The sequence below is a fragment of the Clostridium sp. X genome, from assembly GCF_055755365.1.
Genome location: NZ_CM146912.1, coordinates 747,856 through 766,495, shown reverse-complemented (window position 1 = coordinate 766,495; position 18,640 = coordinate 747,856). Strand labels below are relative to the sequence as shown.

Annotated in this window: 17 protein-coding genes; 16 read left to right on the top strand and 1 reads right to left on the bottom strand. The window is 30.8% G+C overall.

Annotation, left to right across the window (positions count from 1 at the left end):
- The first annotated feature begins 13 nt into the window (after positions 1–13).
- The 8 genes from ACX0KU_RS03840 (at position 14) to disA (ending at position 10,899) form a co-directional block, all read left to right on the top strand.
- Positions 14–1,462 carry a complex I subunit 5 family protein gene (locus ACX0KU_RS03840; protein WP_472991587.1) on the top strand — a complete coding sequence of 483 codons (1,449 nt, stop codon included), beginning with the start codon at positions 14–16 and terminating at the stop codon, positions 1,460–1,462.
- A 15-nt stretch (positions 1,463–1,477) separates the two neighbouring features.
- Positions 1,478–3,421, top strand: coding sequence for a complex I subunit 5 family protein (locus tag ACX0KU_RS03835; protein ID WP_472991586.1), 1,944 nt, complete (start codon positions 1,478–1,480; stop codon positions 3,419–3,421).
- A gap of 269 nt (positions 3,422–3,690) precedes the next feature.
- Entirely contained in the window at positions 3,691–4,149 is a 459-nt protein-coding gene (locus ACX0KU_RS03830) for a CtsR family transcriptional regulator (protein WP_472991585.1), read from the top strand.
- A 96-nt stretch (positions 4,150–4,245) separates the two neighbouring features.
- Positions 4,246–4,764: a UvrB/UvrC motif-containing protein gene (locus tag ACX0KU_RS03825; RefSeq protein WP_472991584.1), complete on the top strand. Its 519-nt coding sequence runs from the start codon at positions 4,246–4,248 to the stop codon at positions 4,762–4,764.
- 15 nt (positions 4,765–4,779) lie between these two features.
- Positions 4,780–5,814 (top strand): protein arginine kinase, encoded by a 1,035-nt coding sequence (locus tag ACX0KU_RS03820; RefSeq protein ID WP_472991583.1) that lies wholly within the window; start codon positions 4,780–4,782, stop codon positions 5,812–5,814.
- Between the two features lie 21 nt (positions 5,815–5,835).
- Positions 5,836–8,277, top strand: coding sequence for an ATP-dependent Clp protease ATP-binding subunit (locus ACX0KU_RS03815; RefSeq protein WP_472991582.1), 2,442 nt, complete (start codon positions 5,836–5,838; stop codon positions 8,275–8,277).
- A 162-nt stretch (positions 8,278–8,439) separates the two neighbouring features.
- On the top strand, positions 8,440–9,798 hold the full coding sequence (radA, locus tag ACX0KU_RS03810) for a DNA repair protein RadA (protein ID WP_472991581.1): 1,359 nt from the start codon (positions 8,440–8,442) through the stop codon (positions 9,796–9,798).
- 36 nt (positions 9,799–9,834) lie between these two features.
- Complete coding sequence (gene disA / locus ACX0KU_RS03805; RefSeq protein ID WP_472991580.1) at positions 9,835–10,899, top strand: DNA integrity scanning diadenylate cyclase DisA; 1,065 nt, start codon at positions 9,835–9,837, stop codon at positions 10,897–10,899.
- A gap of 35 nt (positions 10,900–10,934) precedes the next feature.
- Here disA and ACX0KU_RS03800 read toward each other — a convergent pair whose 3' ends face one another.
- Positions 10,935–11,336, bottom strand: a complete 402-nt coding sequence (locus tag ACX0KU_RS03800; RefSeq protein ID WP_472991579.1) for a DUF1573 domain-containing protein — start codon at positions 11,334–11,336, stop codon at positions 10,935–10,937.
- A 334-nt stretch (positions 11,337–11,670) separates the two neighbouring features.
- Here ACX0KU_RS03800 and ACX0KU_RS03795 point away from each other — a divergent pair, with 334 nt between their 5' ends.
- The 8 genes from ACX0KU_RS03795 (at position 11,671) to sigH (ending at position 18,637) form a co-directional block, all read left to right on the top strand.
- On the top strand, positions 11,671–12,753 hold the full coding sequence (locus ACX0KU_RS03795) for a PIN/TRAM domain-containing protein (RefSeq protein WP_472991578.1): 1,083 nt from the start codon (positions 11,671–11,673) through the stop codon (positions 12,751–12,753).
- Positions 12,754–12,806: 53 nt separating this feature from the next.
- The gene (ispD, locus tag ACX0KU_RS03790; protein WP_472991577.1) at positions 12,807–13,517 is read left to right on the top strand and encodes a 2-C-methyl-D-erythritol 4-phosphate cytidylyltransferase; all 711 of its coding nucleotides are present in this window, start codon (positions 12,807–12,809) and stop codon (positions 13,515–13,517) included.
- A 103-nt stretch (positions 13,518–13,620) separates the two neighbouring features.
- Positions 13,621–15,021: a cysteine--tRNA ligase gene (gene cysS, locus ACX0KU_RS03785; RefSeq protein ID WP_472991576.1), complete on the top strand. Its 1,401-nt coding sequence runs from the start codon at positions 13,621–13,623 to the stop codon at positions 15,019–15,021.
- A gap of 170 nt (positions 15,022–15,191) precedes the next feature.
- Complete coding sequence (locus tag ACX0KU_RS03780; RefSeq protein ID WP_472991575.1) at positions 15,192–15,596, top strand: Mini-ribonuclease 3; 405 nt, start codon at positions 15,192–15,194, stop codon at positions 15,594–15,596.
- Between the two features lie 34 nt (positions 15,597–15,630).
- On the top strand, positions 15,631–16,365 hold the full coding sequence (gene thyX / locus ACX0KU_RS03775; protein WP_472992402.1) for an FAD-dependent thymidylate synthase: 735 nt from the start codon (positions 15,631–15,633) through the stop codon (positions 16,363–16,365).
- 83 nt (positions 16,366–16,448) lie between these two features.
- Positions 16,449–17,372, top strand: a complete 924-nt coding sequence (gene rlmB, locus ACX0KU_RS03770; RefSeq protein WP_472991574.1) for a 23S rRNA (guanosine(2251)-2'-O)-methyltransferase RlmB — start codon at positions 16,449–16,451, stop codon at positions 17,370–17,372.
- An 8-nt stretch (positions 17,373–17,380) separates the two neighbouring features.
- Complete coding sequence (locus ACX0KU_RS03765; RefSeq protein ID WP_472991573.1) at positions 17,381–17,890, top strand: NYN domain-containing protein; 510 nt, start codon at positions 17,381–17,383, stop codon at positions 17,888–17,890.
- Positions 17,891–17,977: 87 nt separating this feature from the next.
- Positions 17,978–18,637 carry an RNA polymerase sporulation sigma factor SigH gene (sigH, locus tag ACX0KU_RS03760; RefSeq protein WP_472991572.1) on the top strand — a complete coding sequence of 220 codons (660 nt, stop codon included), beginning with the start codon at positions 17,978–17,980 and terminating at the stop codon, positions 18,635–18,637.
- Positions 18,638–18,640: the final 3 nt, after the last annotated feature.

Genomic DNA, 18,640 nt, shown 5'->3' with positions numbered 1-18,640 from the left:
GGGTAAGATATTAATGAATAGCTTAATTTTACTTCCGGTGTTCTTTCCTTTCTTAGTAGCTATGATGATTCCAGCAATAAAATTTAAGGAGAGTCAAAGAAACTTCTTTGTAGGGTCAGTAATAATAGTTAATTTTATGATAGTTATGGGGGTGTTCTACCTTCTAGGAGAAAGTCAAGTTCACTTATTTACACTAAATGAATTTATAGATATATATTTTAAAATTGATAAACTCGGAATTTTATTTACAACTTTGGTATCTAGTTTATGGATTTTCACTAGTTTCTATTCAATGGAATACATGAAGCGTGAAGGAAAGGAAACCAAGTTTTTTACATTTTTTATTTTAACTTTAGGTGTTACAATGGGTATAGGATTTTCGGGGAATTTATTTACTCTATATATTTTCTATGAATTACTTACCTTAGCTACATTTCCTCTAGTTATTCATTCAGGTACTAAAGAAGCATTAGAAAGCGGAAAGAGATACCTAGTATATTCTGTTGGTGGAGCAACACTTGTTTTGTTAGGAATGATATTAATATTTAGTATGACCAACAATTTAAGTTTTCAACCACATGGAATAATAGGACTTATTTCAGCGGATAAAGTTAACTTATATTTAGGAATATTTATAAGTATGTTTATAGGTTTTGGAGTTAAGGCGGTTTTAGTTCCGTTTCATTCTTGGCTCCCATCAGCTATGGGTGCACCTACACCTGTAAGTGCACTTATTCACTCTGTAGTTATTGTGAAGTCTGGAATATTTGCTCTTATTAGAATGTGTTATTATATTTTTGGAGTAGATGCAATAAGACAGATTAAAGGAAATATATATATGACAATATTAATTGTTATAACTATTTTATTAGGTTCCTTTATTGCTCTTCTTCAAGATGATCTAAAAAAGAGATTGGCTTATTCAACCATAAGTCAATTAGGATATATAATGTTAGGAATTGTTTTATTGAATAAGAATGGATTTGTTGGAGCAGTACTTCATTTAGTAAATCACGCAGTTATAAAGATTACGTTATTCTTTATTGCTGGGGCAATAATGTATACAACAGGCAAGAAAAATATAAGTGAGATGAAAGGAATTGGTAAAAAAATGCCCATTACTATGTGGTGCTTTACCATAGTTTCACTTTCGTTAATAGGAATACCTCCAACTAATGGGTTTGTAAGTAAGTGGTTTTTAGCTCAGGGAGGACTCGGAGCAGGTGAAATGTTATTCCCGGTAGCCCTACTTTTAAGTGCTGTACTAACTGCCTCGTATCTTTTTCCTTTAGTTACATCAGCATTTTTTAAAGGCGGAAATGACGAAAATATCATTATAGAAGAAGCTCCTAAAAGGATGCTAGCTCCAATTGTTATTATAACTGTGATTGTAGTAGTTTTAGGATTGCTTCCTAATCCGATAATTTCCTTTGTAGAGGAAATTGCGAGAGAGATAATATAAAGGGGGATGAATTTTATGAATCCAAAGTCAATATTGATGTTTATAATGCTTTTCCCTTTCATAGGGTCTTTTATAGGATTTATTATTGGAAGGAAAAACGAAAAGCTCAGAGATGTTTTTAATATTTTCATGACTGTAATTGTTTTAATAGCTGTAATTGCTTTATTTCCGCATATTAGACAGGGGAGTGTAGACGTTTCTATACCTTATATTATGGGAATGGGAATACACTTAACCATTAATGCATTTAGATATGTTTTTGTTTTGATTGCAAGTTTTGCATGGACAGTAATTACAATTTACTCTAATGAATATTTAAAAAAGTACAAATATAGAAATAGATACTATCTGTTTTTTATGCTTACTCTATGGAGTACTATAGGTATATTTATATCTGAGAACTTTATAAATCTGTTTACTTTTTTCGAGATAATGTCTCTTACATCTTATACGTTAGTTATACATGATGAAAATGATCATTGTCATCATGCTGGACATACGTATAAGGTAATGGCTTTTACTGGAGCGCTAATACTGCTTATGGGATTATTCCTTCTATACTATTACACAAATACTTTAAGCATTATGGAACTGCCAATGGCGGTAAAAGATATGGGAAGTATAAAATATCTTATAGTACTTCTAATAACAATAGGTTTTGGTATAAAAGCGGGTATTGTTCCGCTTCATATATGGTTACCACAAGCACATCCAGCAGCACCTGCACCTGCAAGTGCTATACTATCAGGGATATTATTAAAAACTGGAATATTTGGTATCTTGATTACTATTCAAACAATAGTGAAGGATGACTTAATTGTTGCTACTATAATATTAGTTCTAGGGTTTGTAAATATGTTTTTAGGTGGATTCCTAGCTATGTTTCAAAAAAACATTAAGGCGATACTTGCTTATAGCAGTATGAGTCAAATAGGATACATTCTCGTGGGGAGTGGTCTTATAGGCTTGTTAAAAGATCACGGCGCACTAGCTGCTTATGGTACTCTATATCATGTAATTAATCATGCTATCTTTAAAGTGCTATTATTTTTGATAGCTGGTATTATATATATAAAGTTGCATGAGTTAGATATTGATAAAATCAAGGGCTTCGGAAGAAATAACACTCCATTAAAGATTCTGTTTTTAATAGGGATGTTTGGAATAATTGCTATGCCAGGATTTAATGGTTTTGTAAGTAAAAATTTAATACACCACGCTTTAGCTGAAGCTCATCATATGTATGGTGGGGCCATCTTCATAGTTGCTGAAATTGTGTTTAAATTAAGTAGTAGCTTTACTGTTGCATACCTTTTAAAAATATTTATAGCAGTATTTGTTGAGAAAGGTGAAGAAAGCGTTGAAGCAAAAAGAAGTATTTCACTTAAAGCAATAGTTCCGATGGGGGTTCTAGCTGCTGCTATAATTTATATAGGAGTAAGACCAGGAAGTATAATAGCTATATTGAAACCTGCACTTGCTTATTTTGCAATAAAGCCTGCAGAATTACATTTTTATACTTTTGGAGATATTAAAGGGTCAGTTACTACTATAGCTTTAGGTGCTATGATATATGTTTTCTTTATAAGAAAGTATTTAAGAATCCGTGTTGGAGAAACGTGGACTTACCAAAATGTTACTACTAATTGGTTCAGTATTGAGAAACATGTATATATGCCTATAGGTAAAGTATTGTTTGATGTAAGCCATGGGCTATCAAAAGTTGCAGACCAGTGTCTTGTAGTTGTAGTAAGGGTACTTGGTAATGGCCTGAGGTTTGTAGGAAGTATAGAAGTTAAAACTGGAAGAGTAGTAAGCAATACAAAGGATAACTCGGAGCCTTTTCTGAGTTTAAATGAAAGATTGCTTGAACTGAGTAGAAAATTTAATAGTGTAACATACTCAGTAGCTTTATTTGGAGTAGTTCTTGTTGCTTGTTTAATTGTTATGATGAATTAACAAAGAGGTTGTTTTTGTATCTTAAATAGATGCAAAAACAACCTTTTAACTTATTAGTAGATATTTATTTAGAACATATCTTGGAAAAGGTAAGGGTGAATTAAATATTCAATAAATTGTGAGTAATGTTAAGAAAAATGAAGATAATAGAAGTTAAATAAAAAAATACATAAAAAACAATTAAATTCAGAAATTGAATATAAATAAAAGAAATATTATTATTAAATTAATGAAAGTCAAAGAAAGACAAAGTCAGTTGAGGTGATATAGTGGCTAGATTATCGGATATAATTGAAGAATTCATAAAAGATCTTTTAAAAGAAACTAATACTAGAGAACTAGAGATAGGAAGAAATGAATTAGCTAATCAATTTAGATGTGCACCTTCGCAAATAACTTATGTTTTAACAACACGATTTTCTGCAGATTGCGGGTATTATGTGGAAAGTAGAAGAGGTGGTGGAGGATTTATCAAAATAAAAAAGATTGAATCATATACAAATGAATATTTATTAAAAGCTATGAATGAAAAAATAGAAAATAATATAACTTGTGACGGTGCCTATAATATTATAGATGTTTTAGCAGAAAGAGAATTAATAACAGATAGAGAGGCTAGTATAATGAAAGTAGCAATTAACGATAGAGTTATAGTTGCTCCTGCGGAACAAAAGAATAATATTAGAGCACAAATACTAAGATCAATGCTAAATGTTATATTGTTATAAAGATTAAAAAACATGTAAAGAATACTGATAAATTAAAAATATTACCTAGGAAATTTATTATATATAAGTGTTGAATATATACAAGGGGTGATTTGTATGATTTGTGAATCATGTGGGCAAAACGATGCTACTATTCATATTACAAAGATAACAAATGGGGTTAAGAAAGAAGCTAATTTATGTCATGAATGTGCTAGTAAAAATCAAAATTTAAATTTGGTTTCAGATATGGATATTATGGCACCATTTGCTTTTCCGAATATATTAAGTGGATTAATGGAGTATGTTAATAAAAGTCATAAAAATAATAATGATATAGAATTAAGATGTGATAATTGCAATTTACTTTATAAGGACTTTAAAGAGAGTGGATTACTAGGGTGTAGCCAATGTTATGATTATTTTAAACCGGCTATTTTATCTGTTATAAAAGGAGTACAAGGAAATTTAGAGCATTTAGGTAAAATACCTAAAAGGTCTGGTGAGGAATTAATGCAAAAGAAGAGAGTGCTTCAATTAAGAGAAGAATTGCAGAAGGCTATTACATTAGAAGAGTATGAAAAAGCAGCTGAGATAAGAGATGAAATAAAGAAGATTGAAAAAGATATTAATTAAACTGGAGGTGAAGGAATGAGGAATTGGGTAGAAGCTAAGACGGAAAATGAAGATATAGTTTTAAGCAGTAGAATACGATTGGCAAGAAACATAAAAAATCATCCTTTTCCTAATAAATTAAATGAAAATCAGGGTAAGGATATTGTAAAAAAGGTAGAGGAAGCTTTTTATTTATCACCTGAGATAGAAGAAAGATTTGATACTATTTATTTATGGCAAAATGATGATATATCTAATCAATCTTATTTAGAAAAACATCTAATAAGTAGAAAGCTTATTATGAATAGCAGTGAAGCTGCTTTTATATTAGATAAAGATGAAACAGTTAGTATTATGATAAATGAAGAAGATCACATAAGACTTCAGAGTATAACAGGCGGTCTTAATTTAAAAGAGGCACTAGAGTATGCTACTAAATTAGATGATTTATTAGAAGAGAAATTAGAATATGCTTTTGATCCTAAGTTAGGATTTTTAACCTCATGTCCCACAAACCTAGGAACAGGTCTTAGAGCATCTGTTATGCTTCATCTTCCTGCACTAACAGTTAATAAAGAGATAAATGGACTATTAAGTGCTCTCACTCAAGTAGGAATGACTATAAGAGGTTTAAATGGAGAGGGATCTCAAGGTGAAGGGAATCTCTATCAAATATCTAATCAACTTACATTAGGATTAGTAGAAGATGAAATTTTAAATAACTTAACAGGAGTTATTAATCAAATTATTAATAGAGAAAATCAAGCAAGAGAAAGAATTTTAAGTAAAAATAGACTTGAGACAGAAGATAAGATTTATAGATCTATTGGTATATTAAAGTCAGCATTAATGTTGAGTTCAAAGGAAACATTAAATTTACTTTCTAATGTAAGATTAGGAGTAGAAATGGGAATACTTAAAAATGTTGATAAAACTATGCTTAATAAGTTACTTGTAGATACTCAGTCTGCCACTATTCAAAAAAATTATGGCGGAGAAGGATATGAAAAACAAAAAAGTTTATATAGATCAAACTTAGTTAAAGAAAAATTTAAAGATATACACATATAAGTTAAGGAGGTGCATTATATAATGATGTTTGGTAGATTTACTGAAAGAGCTCAAAAAGTATTACATTATGCTCAACAAGAAGCACAAGAATTTAAACATGGATATATAGGAACAGAGCATATATTACTCGGCATTATAAAAGAAACGGAAGGGCCTGGCAACAAATTACTTAACGAAATGAATATAACAGAAAAAAATGTAAAAAGTTTAATTGAGGAATATGAAGGTAAGGGAGAATTAGAGCTAAGTAAAAATGAAATTCCTCTAACCCCAAGAACAAAAAGATTACTAGAACTTAGTTCACTTGAAGCTAGAAAGTTAAATCATAACTATATTACTCCAGAACATATATTATTAGCACTAATAAAGGAGTCAGAAGGTGTTGCCTACACCATTTTAAATAACTTAGGATTGGACTTTGAAAAGCTTCAAAAAGAACTGTTAAAGACCTTTAATCAGGAACTTGTACAAGGAACTACGAATCAAGGAAGTCCAAAACCTAAAAATAACACCCCGACTCTAGATCAATACAGTAGAGATTTAACACAAATGGCATCTGAAGAAAAACTTGACCCCGTTATAGGTAGAGATAAAGAGACAGAAAGAGTTCTTGAGATATTGTGTAGAAGAATTAAAAATAATCCATGTTTAATTGGTGATCCAGGAGTAGGTAAAACAGCTGTTGCTGAAGGTCTTGCTCAAAGAATTGCTAGTGGAAACATCCCTGAAATATTAAGAAATAAAAGAGTTGTGACTTTAGATATTTCGTCACTAATAGCGGGTTCTAAATATAGAGGTGAATTTGAAGATAGATTAAAAAAAGTTATGGAAGAGATAACAAAGGACGGAAATGTAATTTTATTTATTGATGAGATTCATACAATTATTGGTGCAGGTGGGGCAGAAGGAGCAATTGATGCATCAAATATTTTAAAACCCGCTCTTGCAAGGGGAGAGATTCAGTGTATAGGAGCTACAACTATAAATGAATATAGAAAATATATTGAGAAGGATGCAGCTTTAGAAAGAAGATTCCAGCCAGTCAATATTGGAGAACCTAGTAAAGAAGAAGCTGTTCAAATTTTAATGGGCCTAAGAGATAGATATGAAGCTCATCATGGAGTTAAGATTACAGATGACGCTATAAACGCAGCTGTTGAGCTATCCGATAGATACATTACAGATAGGTTCCTTCCAGATAAAGCAATTGATCTGATAGATGAAGCTGGAGCAAGAGTTAGAATTAAAAATTTAACAGTTCCGCCAGACCTAAAAGGAATAGAGGAGGAGCTTGAAAAGGCTGTAAATGAAAAAGAAGATGCTATTAGAGTACAGGATTTTGAAAAAGCGGCATCTCTTAGAGATAAAGAAAAAGAATTAAGAGAAAAATTAGATAGCCATAAAATAGATTGGAAAAAACAAAACCATGGAGCCACTCAAACAGTATCAGAAGAACAAATAGCAGAAGTAGTAGCTAAGTGGACTAACGTACCTGTAGAGAAACTTACAGAAACTGAATCAGAAAAATTATTAAAATTAGAAGAAATTCTTCATAATAGAGTGGTGGGCCAAGAGGAAGCAGTAAAATCTATTTCAAAAGCAGTAAGACGTGCTAGAGTAGGGTTGAAAGATCCAAAACGACCTATAGGTTCATTCATATTCTTAGGTCCTACTGGGGTTGGAAAAACGGAGCTTTCAAAGGCACTTGCAGAAGCTATGTTTGGTGACGAAGATAATATGATAAGAATTGATATGTCAGAGTATATGGAGAAGCATGCTGTATCAAGACTTATAGGTTCACCTCCAGGATATGTAGGGCATGATGAAGGTGGTCAATTAACAGAAAAAGTAAGACGTCAACCATATTCAGTAGTATTATTTGATGAAATAGAAAAAGCACATCCTGAAGTTTTTAATATTCTTCTTCAAATACTAGAAGATGGAAGACTTACTGATTCAAAAGGAAAAACAGTAAACTTTAAAAATACTATAATAATAATGACATCAAATGTTGGAGCGTCTACAATAAAGAAACAAAAGGCATTAGGCTTTGCAGTGTCAGGAGATGCTGCTTCAAATGAATATGAAAAAATGAAAGAAAATGTTATGAATGAACTTAAAAGTTCATTTAGACCTGAGTTCTTAAATAGAATAGATGATACGATTGTATTTCATTCCTTAGAAAAAGAGCATCTTAGATATATAGTGAAGCTAATGCTGAGAGAAGTATCAAGTAGATTAAAGGAACAAGAAATAAATCTTAATTTTGATGAAGCTACAGAAGAGTTATTATCAAAAGATGGATTTGACAGTGCATATGGAGCAAGACCTCTAAGACGTACTATAACTAAAATTGTAGAAGATAATTTATCAGAGGAGATTTTAAGAGGACATATTAAAAAAGGAGATAGTGTGTTCGCTACAGTAGAGGAAGGTAAACTAGTATTTAAAAGGAAAGAATAAAAAAATAAAATAAACAAATTAAAGACCGACAGAAACAGTTAAAACTGTGCTGACGGTTTTTTTATAACTATTATATATGCAAAAATTTTGTATTTTATTACAAATTCATATGAAAGTGTTGTATAATATTAATTTGAGTGATTAGGTAGGAGAATGATAGAAATGGCGAAAAGCAAAACTATATTTATGTGCCAAGAGTGTGGATATGAAGCTCCAAAATGGTTTGGTAAATGTCCAGGATGTTCTGCTTGGAATAGTATGGTTGAAGAAACAAAGGAACCTCAAATTTTAACCAGAAGCACAGGACTTAGCAGCAACAATAAGCCAGAGAGTATATTAAATATAAAATCAGGAGAGTTTGAAAGATATGATACAGGTATAACTGAATTAAATAGAGTGTTAGGTGGAGGAATTGTACAGGGCTCCCTTACGCTAATATCTGGAGAACCAGGGATAGGAAAATCTACACTGTTATTGCAAACAGCGAACAATATTGCTTTAAAAGTAGGAACAGTACTATATGTTTCAGGGGAAGAATCGGGAGAGCAAATAAAAATGAGAGGCGATAGAATAGGTAATATATCTTCTCAACTATACATACTTTCAGAAACTAATTTAGAACAAATAGAAAAACATATTGATAGTGTAAGTCCTGTATTTATAATCATAGACTCTATTCAAACACTATTTAAATCATCTATTACATCAGCGCCAGGAAGTGTATCTCAAGTTAGAGAATGTTCAAATGAACTCATGAGAATTTCAAAGACAAAGAATATACCATTATTTATCGTAGCACATGTAACAAAACAGGGTGAATTAGCTGGGCCAAGGGTTTTAGAACATATGGTAGATGCGGTTCTTTCCTTTGAGGGAGAAAGAACTCAAGAGTTTAGAATATTGAGAACTATGAAAAATAGATTTGGAACAACTAGCGAGATTGGTGTCTTCGAAATGAGGCAGGAAGGTTTAAAAGAAATATTAAATCCATCAGAAGTTTTTTTGGAAGAAACTAATTTTAATGCAGAAGGATCCGTAGTTATAGGTATAATGGAAGGAACACGTCCCATTTTAGTTGAAATACAAGCATTAGTAAGTGAAACAAAGGCAATAATGCCAAGAAGGACAGCTGTTGGGGTAGATAATTCAAGGTTAAATTTAATTTTAGCAGTTCTAGAAAAGAAGATGAAGATACCTTTTTATAATTGTGATATATATGTAAATGTAGTAGGTGGTTTAAATATTGAAGGTACATATGGAGATTTAGGGGTTGCATTAGCCTTAATTTCTAGTGCGAAAGGTAAAGCGTTTAAATTAAACAAAATGATAGTGTTCGGAGAAATAGGACTTACTGGAGAGGTAAGACCCATTGCTATGTGTGAGAGACTAGTAAATGAAGCTATAAAGATGGGGTTTGAAAATATAGTTATTCCATTAAGAAATAAAGAAAAACTTCAGATAAAAGGTGGAAACATTATAGGTATTTCATATTTAAAAGAAATAATGAATAAAGTTTTCTAGATGTGTAGCAAATGAAAGGAGAAAGGAGGAAAAACCTTGAGATTAGATAAGAATAAAAAACTTATGGAAATATTAAAAATAATGGCACCAGGTACTCAATTAAGAGAAGGTCTTGAGAATATTTTAAGAGCGAAGACTGGAGGACTTGTAATACTTGGTGATTCAGAAGAAATTTTAAGAATTGTAGATGGAGGATTTAATATAGACTCAGAGTATAGCCCTTCATATATATATGAACTAGCAAAGATGGATGGAGCTATAGTTCTAAGTAGTGATTTGAAAAGAATACTTTATGCTAATACTCAATTAATACCAGATGCATCAATACCAACTTACGAGACTGGAACGAGGCATAGAACTGCATATAGAGTTACTAAACATACGGGATGTATTGTGATTGCTATATCTCAAAGAAGGACTATAATTACTGTGTATAAAAGTGATATTAAATATATATTAAGAGACAGTAGTGTTATATTGGCTAGAGCTAATCAAGCAGTGCAGACCTTAGAGAAATATGTATCAGTTTTAGATAGGGTAATGGCCAACCTCAATTTACTTGAGTTTCAAGACTTAGTAACTTTATTTGATGTAATGACTGCAATTCAAAGAACTGAGATGGTCATGAGAATAGTTGATGAAGTAGAAATGAATATAATTGAGCTTGGAAATGAAGGAAGACTTATTTCTATGCAGTTAAGTGAGCTTGTGAGAAATGTTGAGGAAGATGAAAATCTTTTAATTAGAGACTATGCGCAAAACAACATGGATTATAGTAAAGTATACGAAGTGATTCAAAATATGTCATCAGAAGAACTTTTAGACTTAGATACTATATCTAAATCTTTAGGATATAGTGGAGTGCCATTAGTGGACACTCTAATTTCACCTAGAGGATATAGAATGCTTAGTAAAATACCTAGAATACCAGTTAATGTAATTGATAATGTAATAAATAATTTTAAGGAACTTAAAGGAGTTATGGAAGCTTCTTATGAAGAATTAGATAATGTGGAAGGTATAGGAGAAGCTAGAGCTAAAGCCATTAAGAATGGCCTTCGTAGACTTAGAGAACAAGTTATAATAGATAAGCAATTATAGCACAAAATAAGTTTTGCTTATTTTGTGCTATCTTATTATCTGAAAGTATATTTTCCCAGAGTACTAATCTTATCGTATTCTTTTAAAAATATGTCATAAAGGTTTAAATCTACCAAGTTACAGAAAGAAGTTAAGTAAAATAAGTTATTTCCAATTTCTCTTTCGAAAACCTCACGACAATTATCGCATATCTCTCCTTTTAGATGTGTATTTATATGCTGTTTAAAGGTTTCTATATCCATACTTTCGCCTTTTGGGAGTTGTTGTTTTGTAGCATCAAGTTTAATACAACCACAATTAGTAACAGATTTGGCTATTGCTCTATTTATTCTTCCTTGTGATTCTTGTAATTTTGTCATTATATCAAGTAAACTTCTGTGGCGAAGAAGACACTCATCTACTGCGTTTTGAAAGTTATCGAAAATAACATCTTTCATTTAATCAGCTCCTTAAATTACTAAATTTGTATAATAGCTATTATAATAATTATAATTATTATTAGATAATGTTGTCAACAAGAGTGATACATTTAGAGGTACATGGTGTATGTATATAATAAAACAATATGTTTTTTATAGATAGGGGGATTAAAAAGTTAAATAATGGACTAGAATATATATTGATAATGTATAATATGTTATTTTTTAATGAACAAGTTATAAATAGTATTAAGGTTAGTTGAAATAAAGAATATAATGAGATATATTGTTATTAATACTATTTAATCAAGATTTAAATAAAATGTAAAGATTATCAAGGAGGTGAAAGGAAATGTTTAATAAAATATTAAGGGGACTGTTTAGTATAATAGGATTTATATTAGGATTTATATTAGGGCAATGGTTGTTGGAAATTAACAAACTAGCATACTTTAACAGTACAACTATCTTAAGGGTATCATTTTTAACTTTTTCAACTTTGTCTTTTGGACTTATAGTTTATCTAATATCCCCTTTATTTAATTCTGTAATATCTAAGGTTATGAACTATTTAGAGGATACTATACAAAAAGTTCCTACTATAGAAATTTTAATAGGAGTATTTGGTGCTTTAATGGGACTGTTAATATCTGTACCTATAGTTAGCCTATTTAATGATGTCCTTATAGGCAAAATTATTGGAGTAATTATAGTATTAATAATAACTGCTATATCGGTAGATATTTCTATAAAGAAAAAAGAAGAACTAATTAATGCAATATCAAACATAAAAAAAGTAGGGTCAATTAAAGAAAAAAAGACTAAAACTGAAAACAAGGGTATACCTAAAGTTTTGGATACATCAGTAATAATAGATGGAAGAATTCTTGATATATGTCAAAGTGGATTTATTGAAGGTGCCTTAATAATACCTCATTTTGTGTTAGATGAATTAAGACATATAGCGGACTCATCAGATAGTTTAAAGAGAAATAGAGGGAGAAGAGGACTAGATATACTAAGTAAAATCCAGAAGGAGCTGGCTGTTGAAGTTCAAATAACAGAGAAGGACTTTCCGGATATAGATGAAGTTGATAGTAAACTTCTAAAGCTTGCTCAATTTTTAGGTGGTAAAGTAATAACTAATGATTATAACTTAAATAAGGTTGCAGGAGTTCAGGGAGTACCTGTTCTAAATATAAATGAACTTGCTAATTCAGTAAAGCCTGTTGTACTTCCGGGAGAAGAAATGACTATACAAATAATTAAAGATGGTAAAGAACAGGAACAAGGAATAGCTTACCTAGATGATGGTACAATGATTGTTGTTGAAGGTGGAAAGAGACATATAGGAGAGATTATGGATGTTATAGTTACTTCTGTACTACAAACTGCTGCAGGTAGAATGATATTTGCAAAACAAAAAGGTAGATAATTGAAGTACAGTGATTAGATGGATTATATAACTGCTAAAGAGGTGTTTTGTTAATGAGAAACTGTGCCATTATTGTAGCAGCAGGTAAAGGGACTAGAATGAAATCTGACATAAGTAAGCAGTTTATAGAATTAAAAGGTAATCCTATTTTATATTATACGATAAAGGCATTTGAAAATAATGAGAATGTTGACGATATAATCATAGTAATAGCTAAGGAAGAAATAGACTTTACTATGGATAACATAGTAAAAAAGTATGATTTTAGAAAAATAAAATGTGTAGTAGAAGGTGGAAATACAAGACAACGTTCTGTTATGAATGGACTATTTGCTGCAAAAGGTAGCCACATCGTGATGATTCATGATGGGGCTAGACCCTTTGTAGATGATAGTATAATTGAAGATGGGATAAACTATGCTAGAGTATATAATGCATGCGCCTGTGGTGTAACACCAAAAGATACTATAAAAATTAAGAATGAAGATGGCTTTTCTAGTTATACCCCTCAGCGAGAAACTTTGTTTTCGGTTCAGACTCCTCAGTGTTTTAAATATGACTTAATTTTGGAAGCTCATAATAAAGCCTTGGAGGATGGGATTCAGGTTACTGATGATACTATGGTTGTAGAACGTTGTAAACATAAGGTCTATTTATATGAGGGAAGTTACAGCAATATAAAAATTACAACTCCAGAGGATTTAGTTATTGGTGAAACTATATTAGAATCTAGAGAAGTTGGTGAAAAGAAATTAACGATATAGTCATTTGAGGTGAAACCACCTTTAAAAGAATATTATTTATACAGGAGTAATAATTACGATATAATTTATATGATATAGATATAACTTATTAGGAGGCACTAGGATGAAAATTTTTAACACTATGACAAGACAAAAAGAAGAGTTTGTTCCGATTAAAGCTGAGGAAGTCCGTATGTATGTATGTGGACCTACTGTATATAATTATTTTCATATAGGAAATGCGAGAACATTCCTAGTTTTTGATACTGTTAGACGATATTTAGAATATAAAGGATATAAAGTTAATTTTGTCCAGAATTTCACTGATATTGACGATAAAATGATTAAAAAGGCTAATGAAGAAAATATAACAGTAAAAGAATTAGGAGATAAATATATAGAAGAGTATTATAAGGATGCTGATGGACTTAATATAGAAAGAGCTACCTGCAACCCAAGAGCAACGGAATACATCGATGAAATTGTAAGTTTTATAAAAGATTTAATAGATAAGGGATATGCTTATGAGGTTAACGGGGATGTATATTTTAAAACTAAGAGATTTGAAACTTATGGTAAACTTTCTGGGCAAAATCTTGATGAATTACAACTAGGATCAAGAATTGACGTAGATGAAAGAAAAGAAGAACCTATGGATTTTGCTATATGGAAAAGTGAAAAACCAGGAGAACCTTCTTGGGATACTCCTTGGGGAAAAGGAAGACCAGGATGGCACATAGAGTGTTCGTGTATGGCGCATAAATTGCTAGGTGAAACTATAGATATTCATGCTGGTGGTACAGATTTAGTATTCCCACATCATGAAAATGAAATAGCTCAGAGTGAGGCCAGAACAGGTAAGCCTTTTGCAAACTATTGGATGCATTCAGCTTATTTAAACATAGATAATAAAAAGATGTCAAAGTCTTTAAATAATTTCTTTACAACGAGAGAAATTTTAGAACGCTATGATGCTGAAATAGTTAGGTTGTTCATGCTTTCTGCACACTATAGAACACCTTTAAACTTTAATCAAGAATTACTAGATAGTGCAAAGTCATCAAATGAAAGACTGTACAATGCAATAGGAAATTTAGAAAGGCTTTTAGAAGAGGTTAAGGTTAATGAAATAGCCGAGGAAGAAAAAACTTATATAGAAACTCTTAATGCCTATAAAGCTAAATTTATTGAAAAAATGGATGATGACTTTAATACCGCAGATGCAATAGCTACAATATTTGATCTTGTAAAAGATATTAATACTAATGTAAGTATAAGTTCATCTAAGAAGTTAGTTCAATATTCTTTAGAATTAATAAGAGAACTTGGAAAAACTTTAGGAATATTGCAAAAATCAACTGTATATGATTTAGATGCTGAAATAGATATGTTAGTTCAACAAAGACAACAAGCGAGAAAAGAGAAAAATTGGGCTTTATCTGATAAGATTAGAGATGAACTTAAAGATAAGGGAATAGTACTAGAAGATACTCCACAAGGAGTAAGGTGGAAAAGAGTAGAATAATCCTTCGAATATTTTAAGAAGTAGTGACTATTATATAATCCTACTTCTTTTTGTATGTAAAAAAGAAATAGGATTATACTACTAAAAATCATATACTGTGCTTTTATATTCATGCAAATTATAGTATTATTAGTTTAATGATTAGGCTTTAATAGAGGAGAAAAAATAGTATGGAATTTGATTTATTAAAAGATAAGTTTTCTATAAATGAGGCAAAACAGTTAAATCCTTTAGTATTAGCTTTTATTGGAGATGCTATCTATGAAGTTTTTATAAGAACTTGCTTAGTTGAAAAAAATAGAAATATATCTGCTCATAAACTTCATATAAAAGCTATATCATTTGTTAAAGCTCATTCCCAAAGTGAGTTTATGAAAAGGCTTGAGAGTATATTAACTGAAGAAGAACATGCAATATTTAAAAGAGGTAGAAATGCAAAGTCTGGAACTGTCCCTAAAAATGCAGATGTTCAGGAATATAGGGTAGCTACTGGCTTTGAAGCTTTAATTGGTTTTTTATATATAACTGAACAGGTAGATAGGCTTAATGAATTACTAAAGATAATTATGGATTAGAATAATTTTAGTATAGGGGGAGAAGGAAGTGGCGTTGAAAGTTAGATTAATAGAACATACTCCAAATCCTGAAAAGGTTATTGCGGCATCTGCAAAACTTTGTTATAGTGCTGTAGGGATTGATGATATAATAGAAACGCTAAGTGAAGAAAAAAGTGAAGAATTTTTAAATAGACTAATGTCCTATGGGCACATGTCGCCAATTGAACATGTTTCTTTCACATTTGGCGTTGAAGGAGTTTCAAGATCGTTAACACATCAATTAGTGAGACATAGAATAGCATCTTATTCTCAACAAAGTCAAAGATATGTAAAACTAGATCAGTTTGAATATATTATACCACCAGAAATTGAAAAAGACGTAGATGCTAAGACCATATTTATAAAATCTATGGAAGATAGTCAGGATGCTTATGATAAACTTGTACAAATATTAAAGGAAAAATACATAGTGAAAGGTATGAAGAATCTAGAAGCTGAAAAAAAGGCCATTGAAGATTCGAGATATGTTTTTCCTAATGCATGTGAAACTAAGGTCATGATCACTATGAATGCAAGAAGCTTAATAAACTTTTTTCAGCATAGATGCTGTAACAGAGCTCAATGGGAGATTCACAGTTTGGCAGATGAAATGTTAAAGCTTGTAGTTGGCATTGCTCCTATATTGTTTAAGAATATTGGTCCTCTGTGTCTTAAGGGTAAATGTCCAGAAGGCTCTATGACATGTGGAAGCATAAATGAAGTTAAAGAGAAATACTCAAAAGTATAAGATTGTTTAATGAATTTTTGGAAATAATTAATATAAGAAAAGTTAGCAAGTAAATCTAATGATAGATAAGAGAGGTAACAACAATGAGAGATTTTAAAAGAAATAATACATCAAAGCAGGATGGAAACAATAAAGGTAAAAGGGATTTTAGGGAAAAATCAAAGGAAGATTTTAAAGGAAGACCAAGACAAGATTCTAAGAATAAGCCTAGACAAGAGCTAAGACAAGAACCGAAACAAGAATTAAAACAAGAAATAGTTAATAAAGAAGTAAGAGAAGATTTAATAGAAGGAAGAAATGCTGTAATAGAAGCGTTAAAAAGCGATAGAACTATTGAGAGTGTATTAGTTGCTAAGGGAGACGTAGTAGGATCTATAAGTGTAGTTCTTGCTATAGCTAAAGAGAAAGGCATAGTAATAAAAGAAGTAGATAGAAAAAAACTAGATTCAATGTCTGTAACAGGATCACACCAAGGAGTTATTGCTATAGTAACACCTTATAAATATTTTGGGGTGGAAGAAATTTTAGCTTATGCTGAAGAAAAAGGAGAAAAACCATTTATATTAGTTCTAGATGAAATTGAGGATCCTCATAATTTAGGATCTATAATTAGGACTGCTGAAACTGCTGGAGTTCACGGAATAATAATATCTAAAAGAAGAAATGTGGGTATTACTCCTACTGTTTACAAAACTTCAGCTGGAGCTATTGAGTATATGAAAATAGCTAAGGTATCAAATATAAATTCAGTTATTGATGAGCTTAAGAAAAAAGATATATGGATATATGGTGCTGATATGGATGGGGAAAGTTATTGTTTCCAAACTAAATTTTCGGGAGCTATAGCATTAGTAATAGGAAGTGAAGGTAGAGGAATATCAAAGCTAACTAAAGAAAAGTGTGATGTACTTGTAAAGATACCAATGATAGGGAATATAACATCCTTAAATGCATCTGTAGCTGCTGGCATAATGATGTATGAGGTATTAAAACAAAAAATGGAATAAGCTAAGTCGTGAGGAACGTATTTATTGATGGATATAATGTATTAAATAGTTGGCCCGAATTAAATAAAATTAAAGATTATAGTTTTGAGGCTGCGCGCATTAAATTGATTGAAATTATTCAGAATTATGCAGCCTATAAAGGTTATAAGATTTTTATAGTATTTGATGCACATATGGTAAAAGGTAGCATTGAGAAACGAGAAAAGTTACAAAATGTAATAGTTATCTTTACAAAAGAAGGGGAAACAGCAGATAGCTTTATTGAACGATATATAAACTTAGTAGGTAGAAAAATTGAGGTGTGTGTTGTTACATCTGATTCTCTAGAGCAACAACTTACTTTTCAAAGAGGAGCTATTAGGATGTCCTCTATGGAATTTTATAATGATGTAGTAGCGACTGAAGCGAAGATAAGAATTAACACAAAAAAAAACATAGCATCAGAAAGAGCATTACTAGAAGATAGAATCTCCAGGGAAATACTAGAAAAACTTGAAAAAATCAGAAGAAGTGATTAAAAATTCTTGACTGGAAATTTCCTGTTAATGTATAATCAATGATAGGACATAATCTAATTTTGATTATACAAAAGTGGAGGGGTTATCTTGGGAAATGAGATAAGCATTGGTGAAGAAGTCACAAACGTAGAAATAGAAGCGGTTTTAGATGAAGAAATAGTATTGAAAGCTAAATCAGGTGATATACAAGCTCAAGAATACTTAATAAATAAATATAAAAATTTTGTAAAAGCCAAAGCAAAATCTTATTTTTTAGTAGGGGCTGATAAGGAAGATATTTATCAAGAGGGAATGATTGGTTTATATAAGGCTATTAGGGATTTTAGATTAGATAAATTAGCATCATTTAAGGCTTTTGCAGAATTGTGCATAACAAGGCAAATAATAACAGCAATAAAGACAGCTACAAGACAAAAGCATATACCTCTTAATACATATGTTTCATTAAATAAACCTATATATGATGAAGAATCAGATAGAACCTTATTAGATATATTATCTACAGTAAAGGTTTCGGATCCTGAGGAATTAATTATAAGTAGAGAAGAAGTTACAAATATAGAAAGTGAAATAGAAGGAGCTCTTTCTGAGCTTGAATTAGAGGTGCTTAATTCATACCTTCAAGGCAAGTCTTATCAGGAAATTGCATGTGATTTAGATAGACATTCAAAGTCGATTGATAATGCATTGCAAAGAGTTAAGAGAAAGCTTGAAAAGTGCTTAAATAAAAACATGAAAAATTGTTGACAA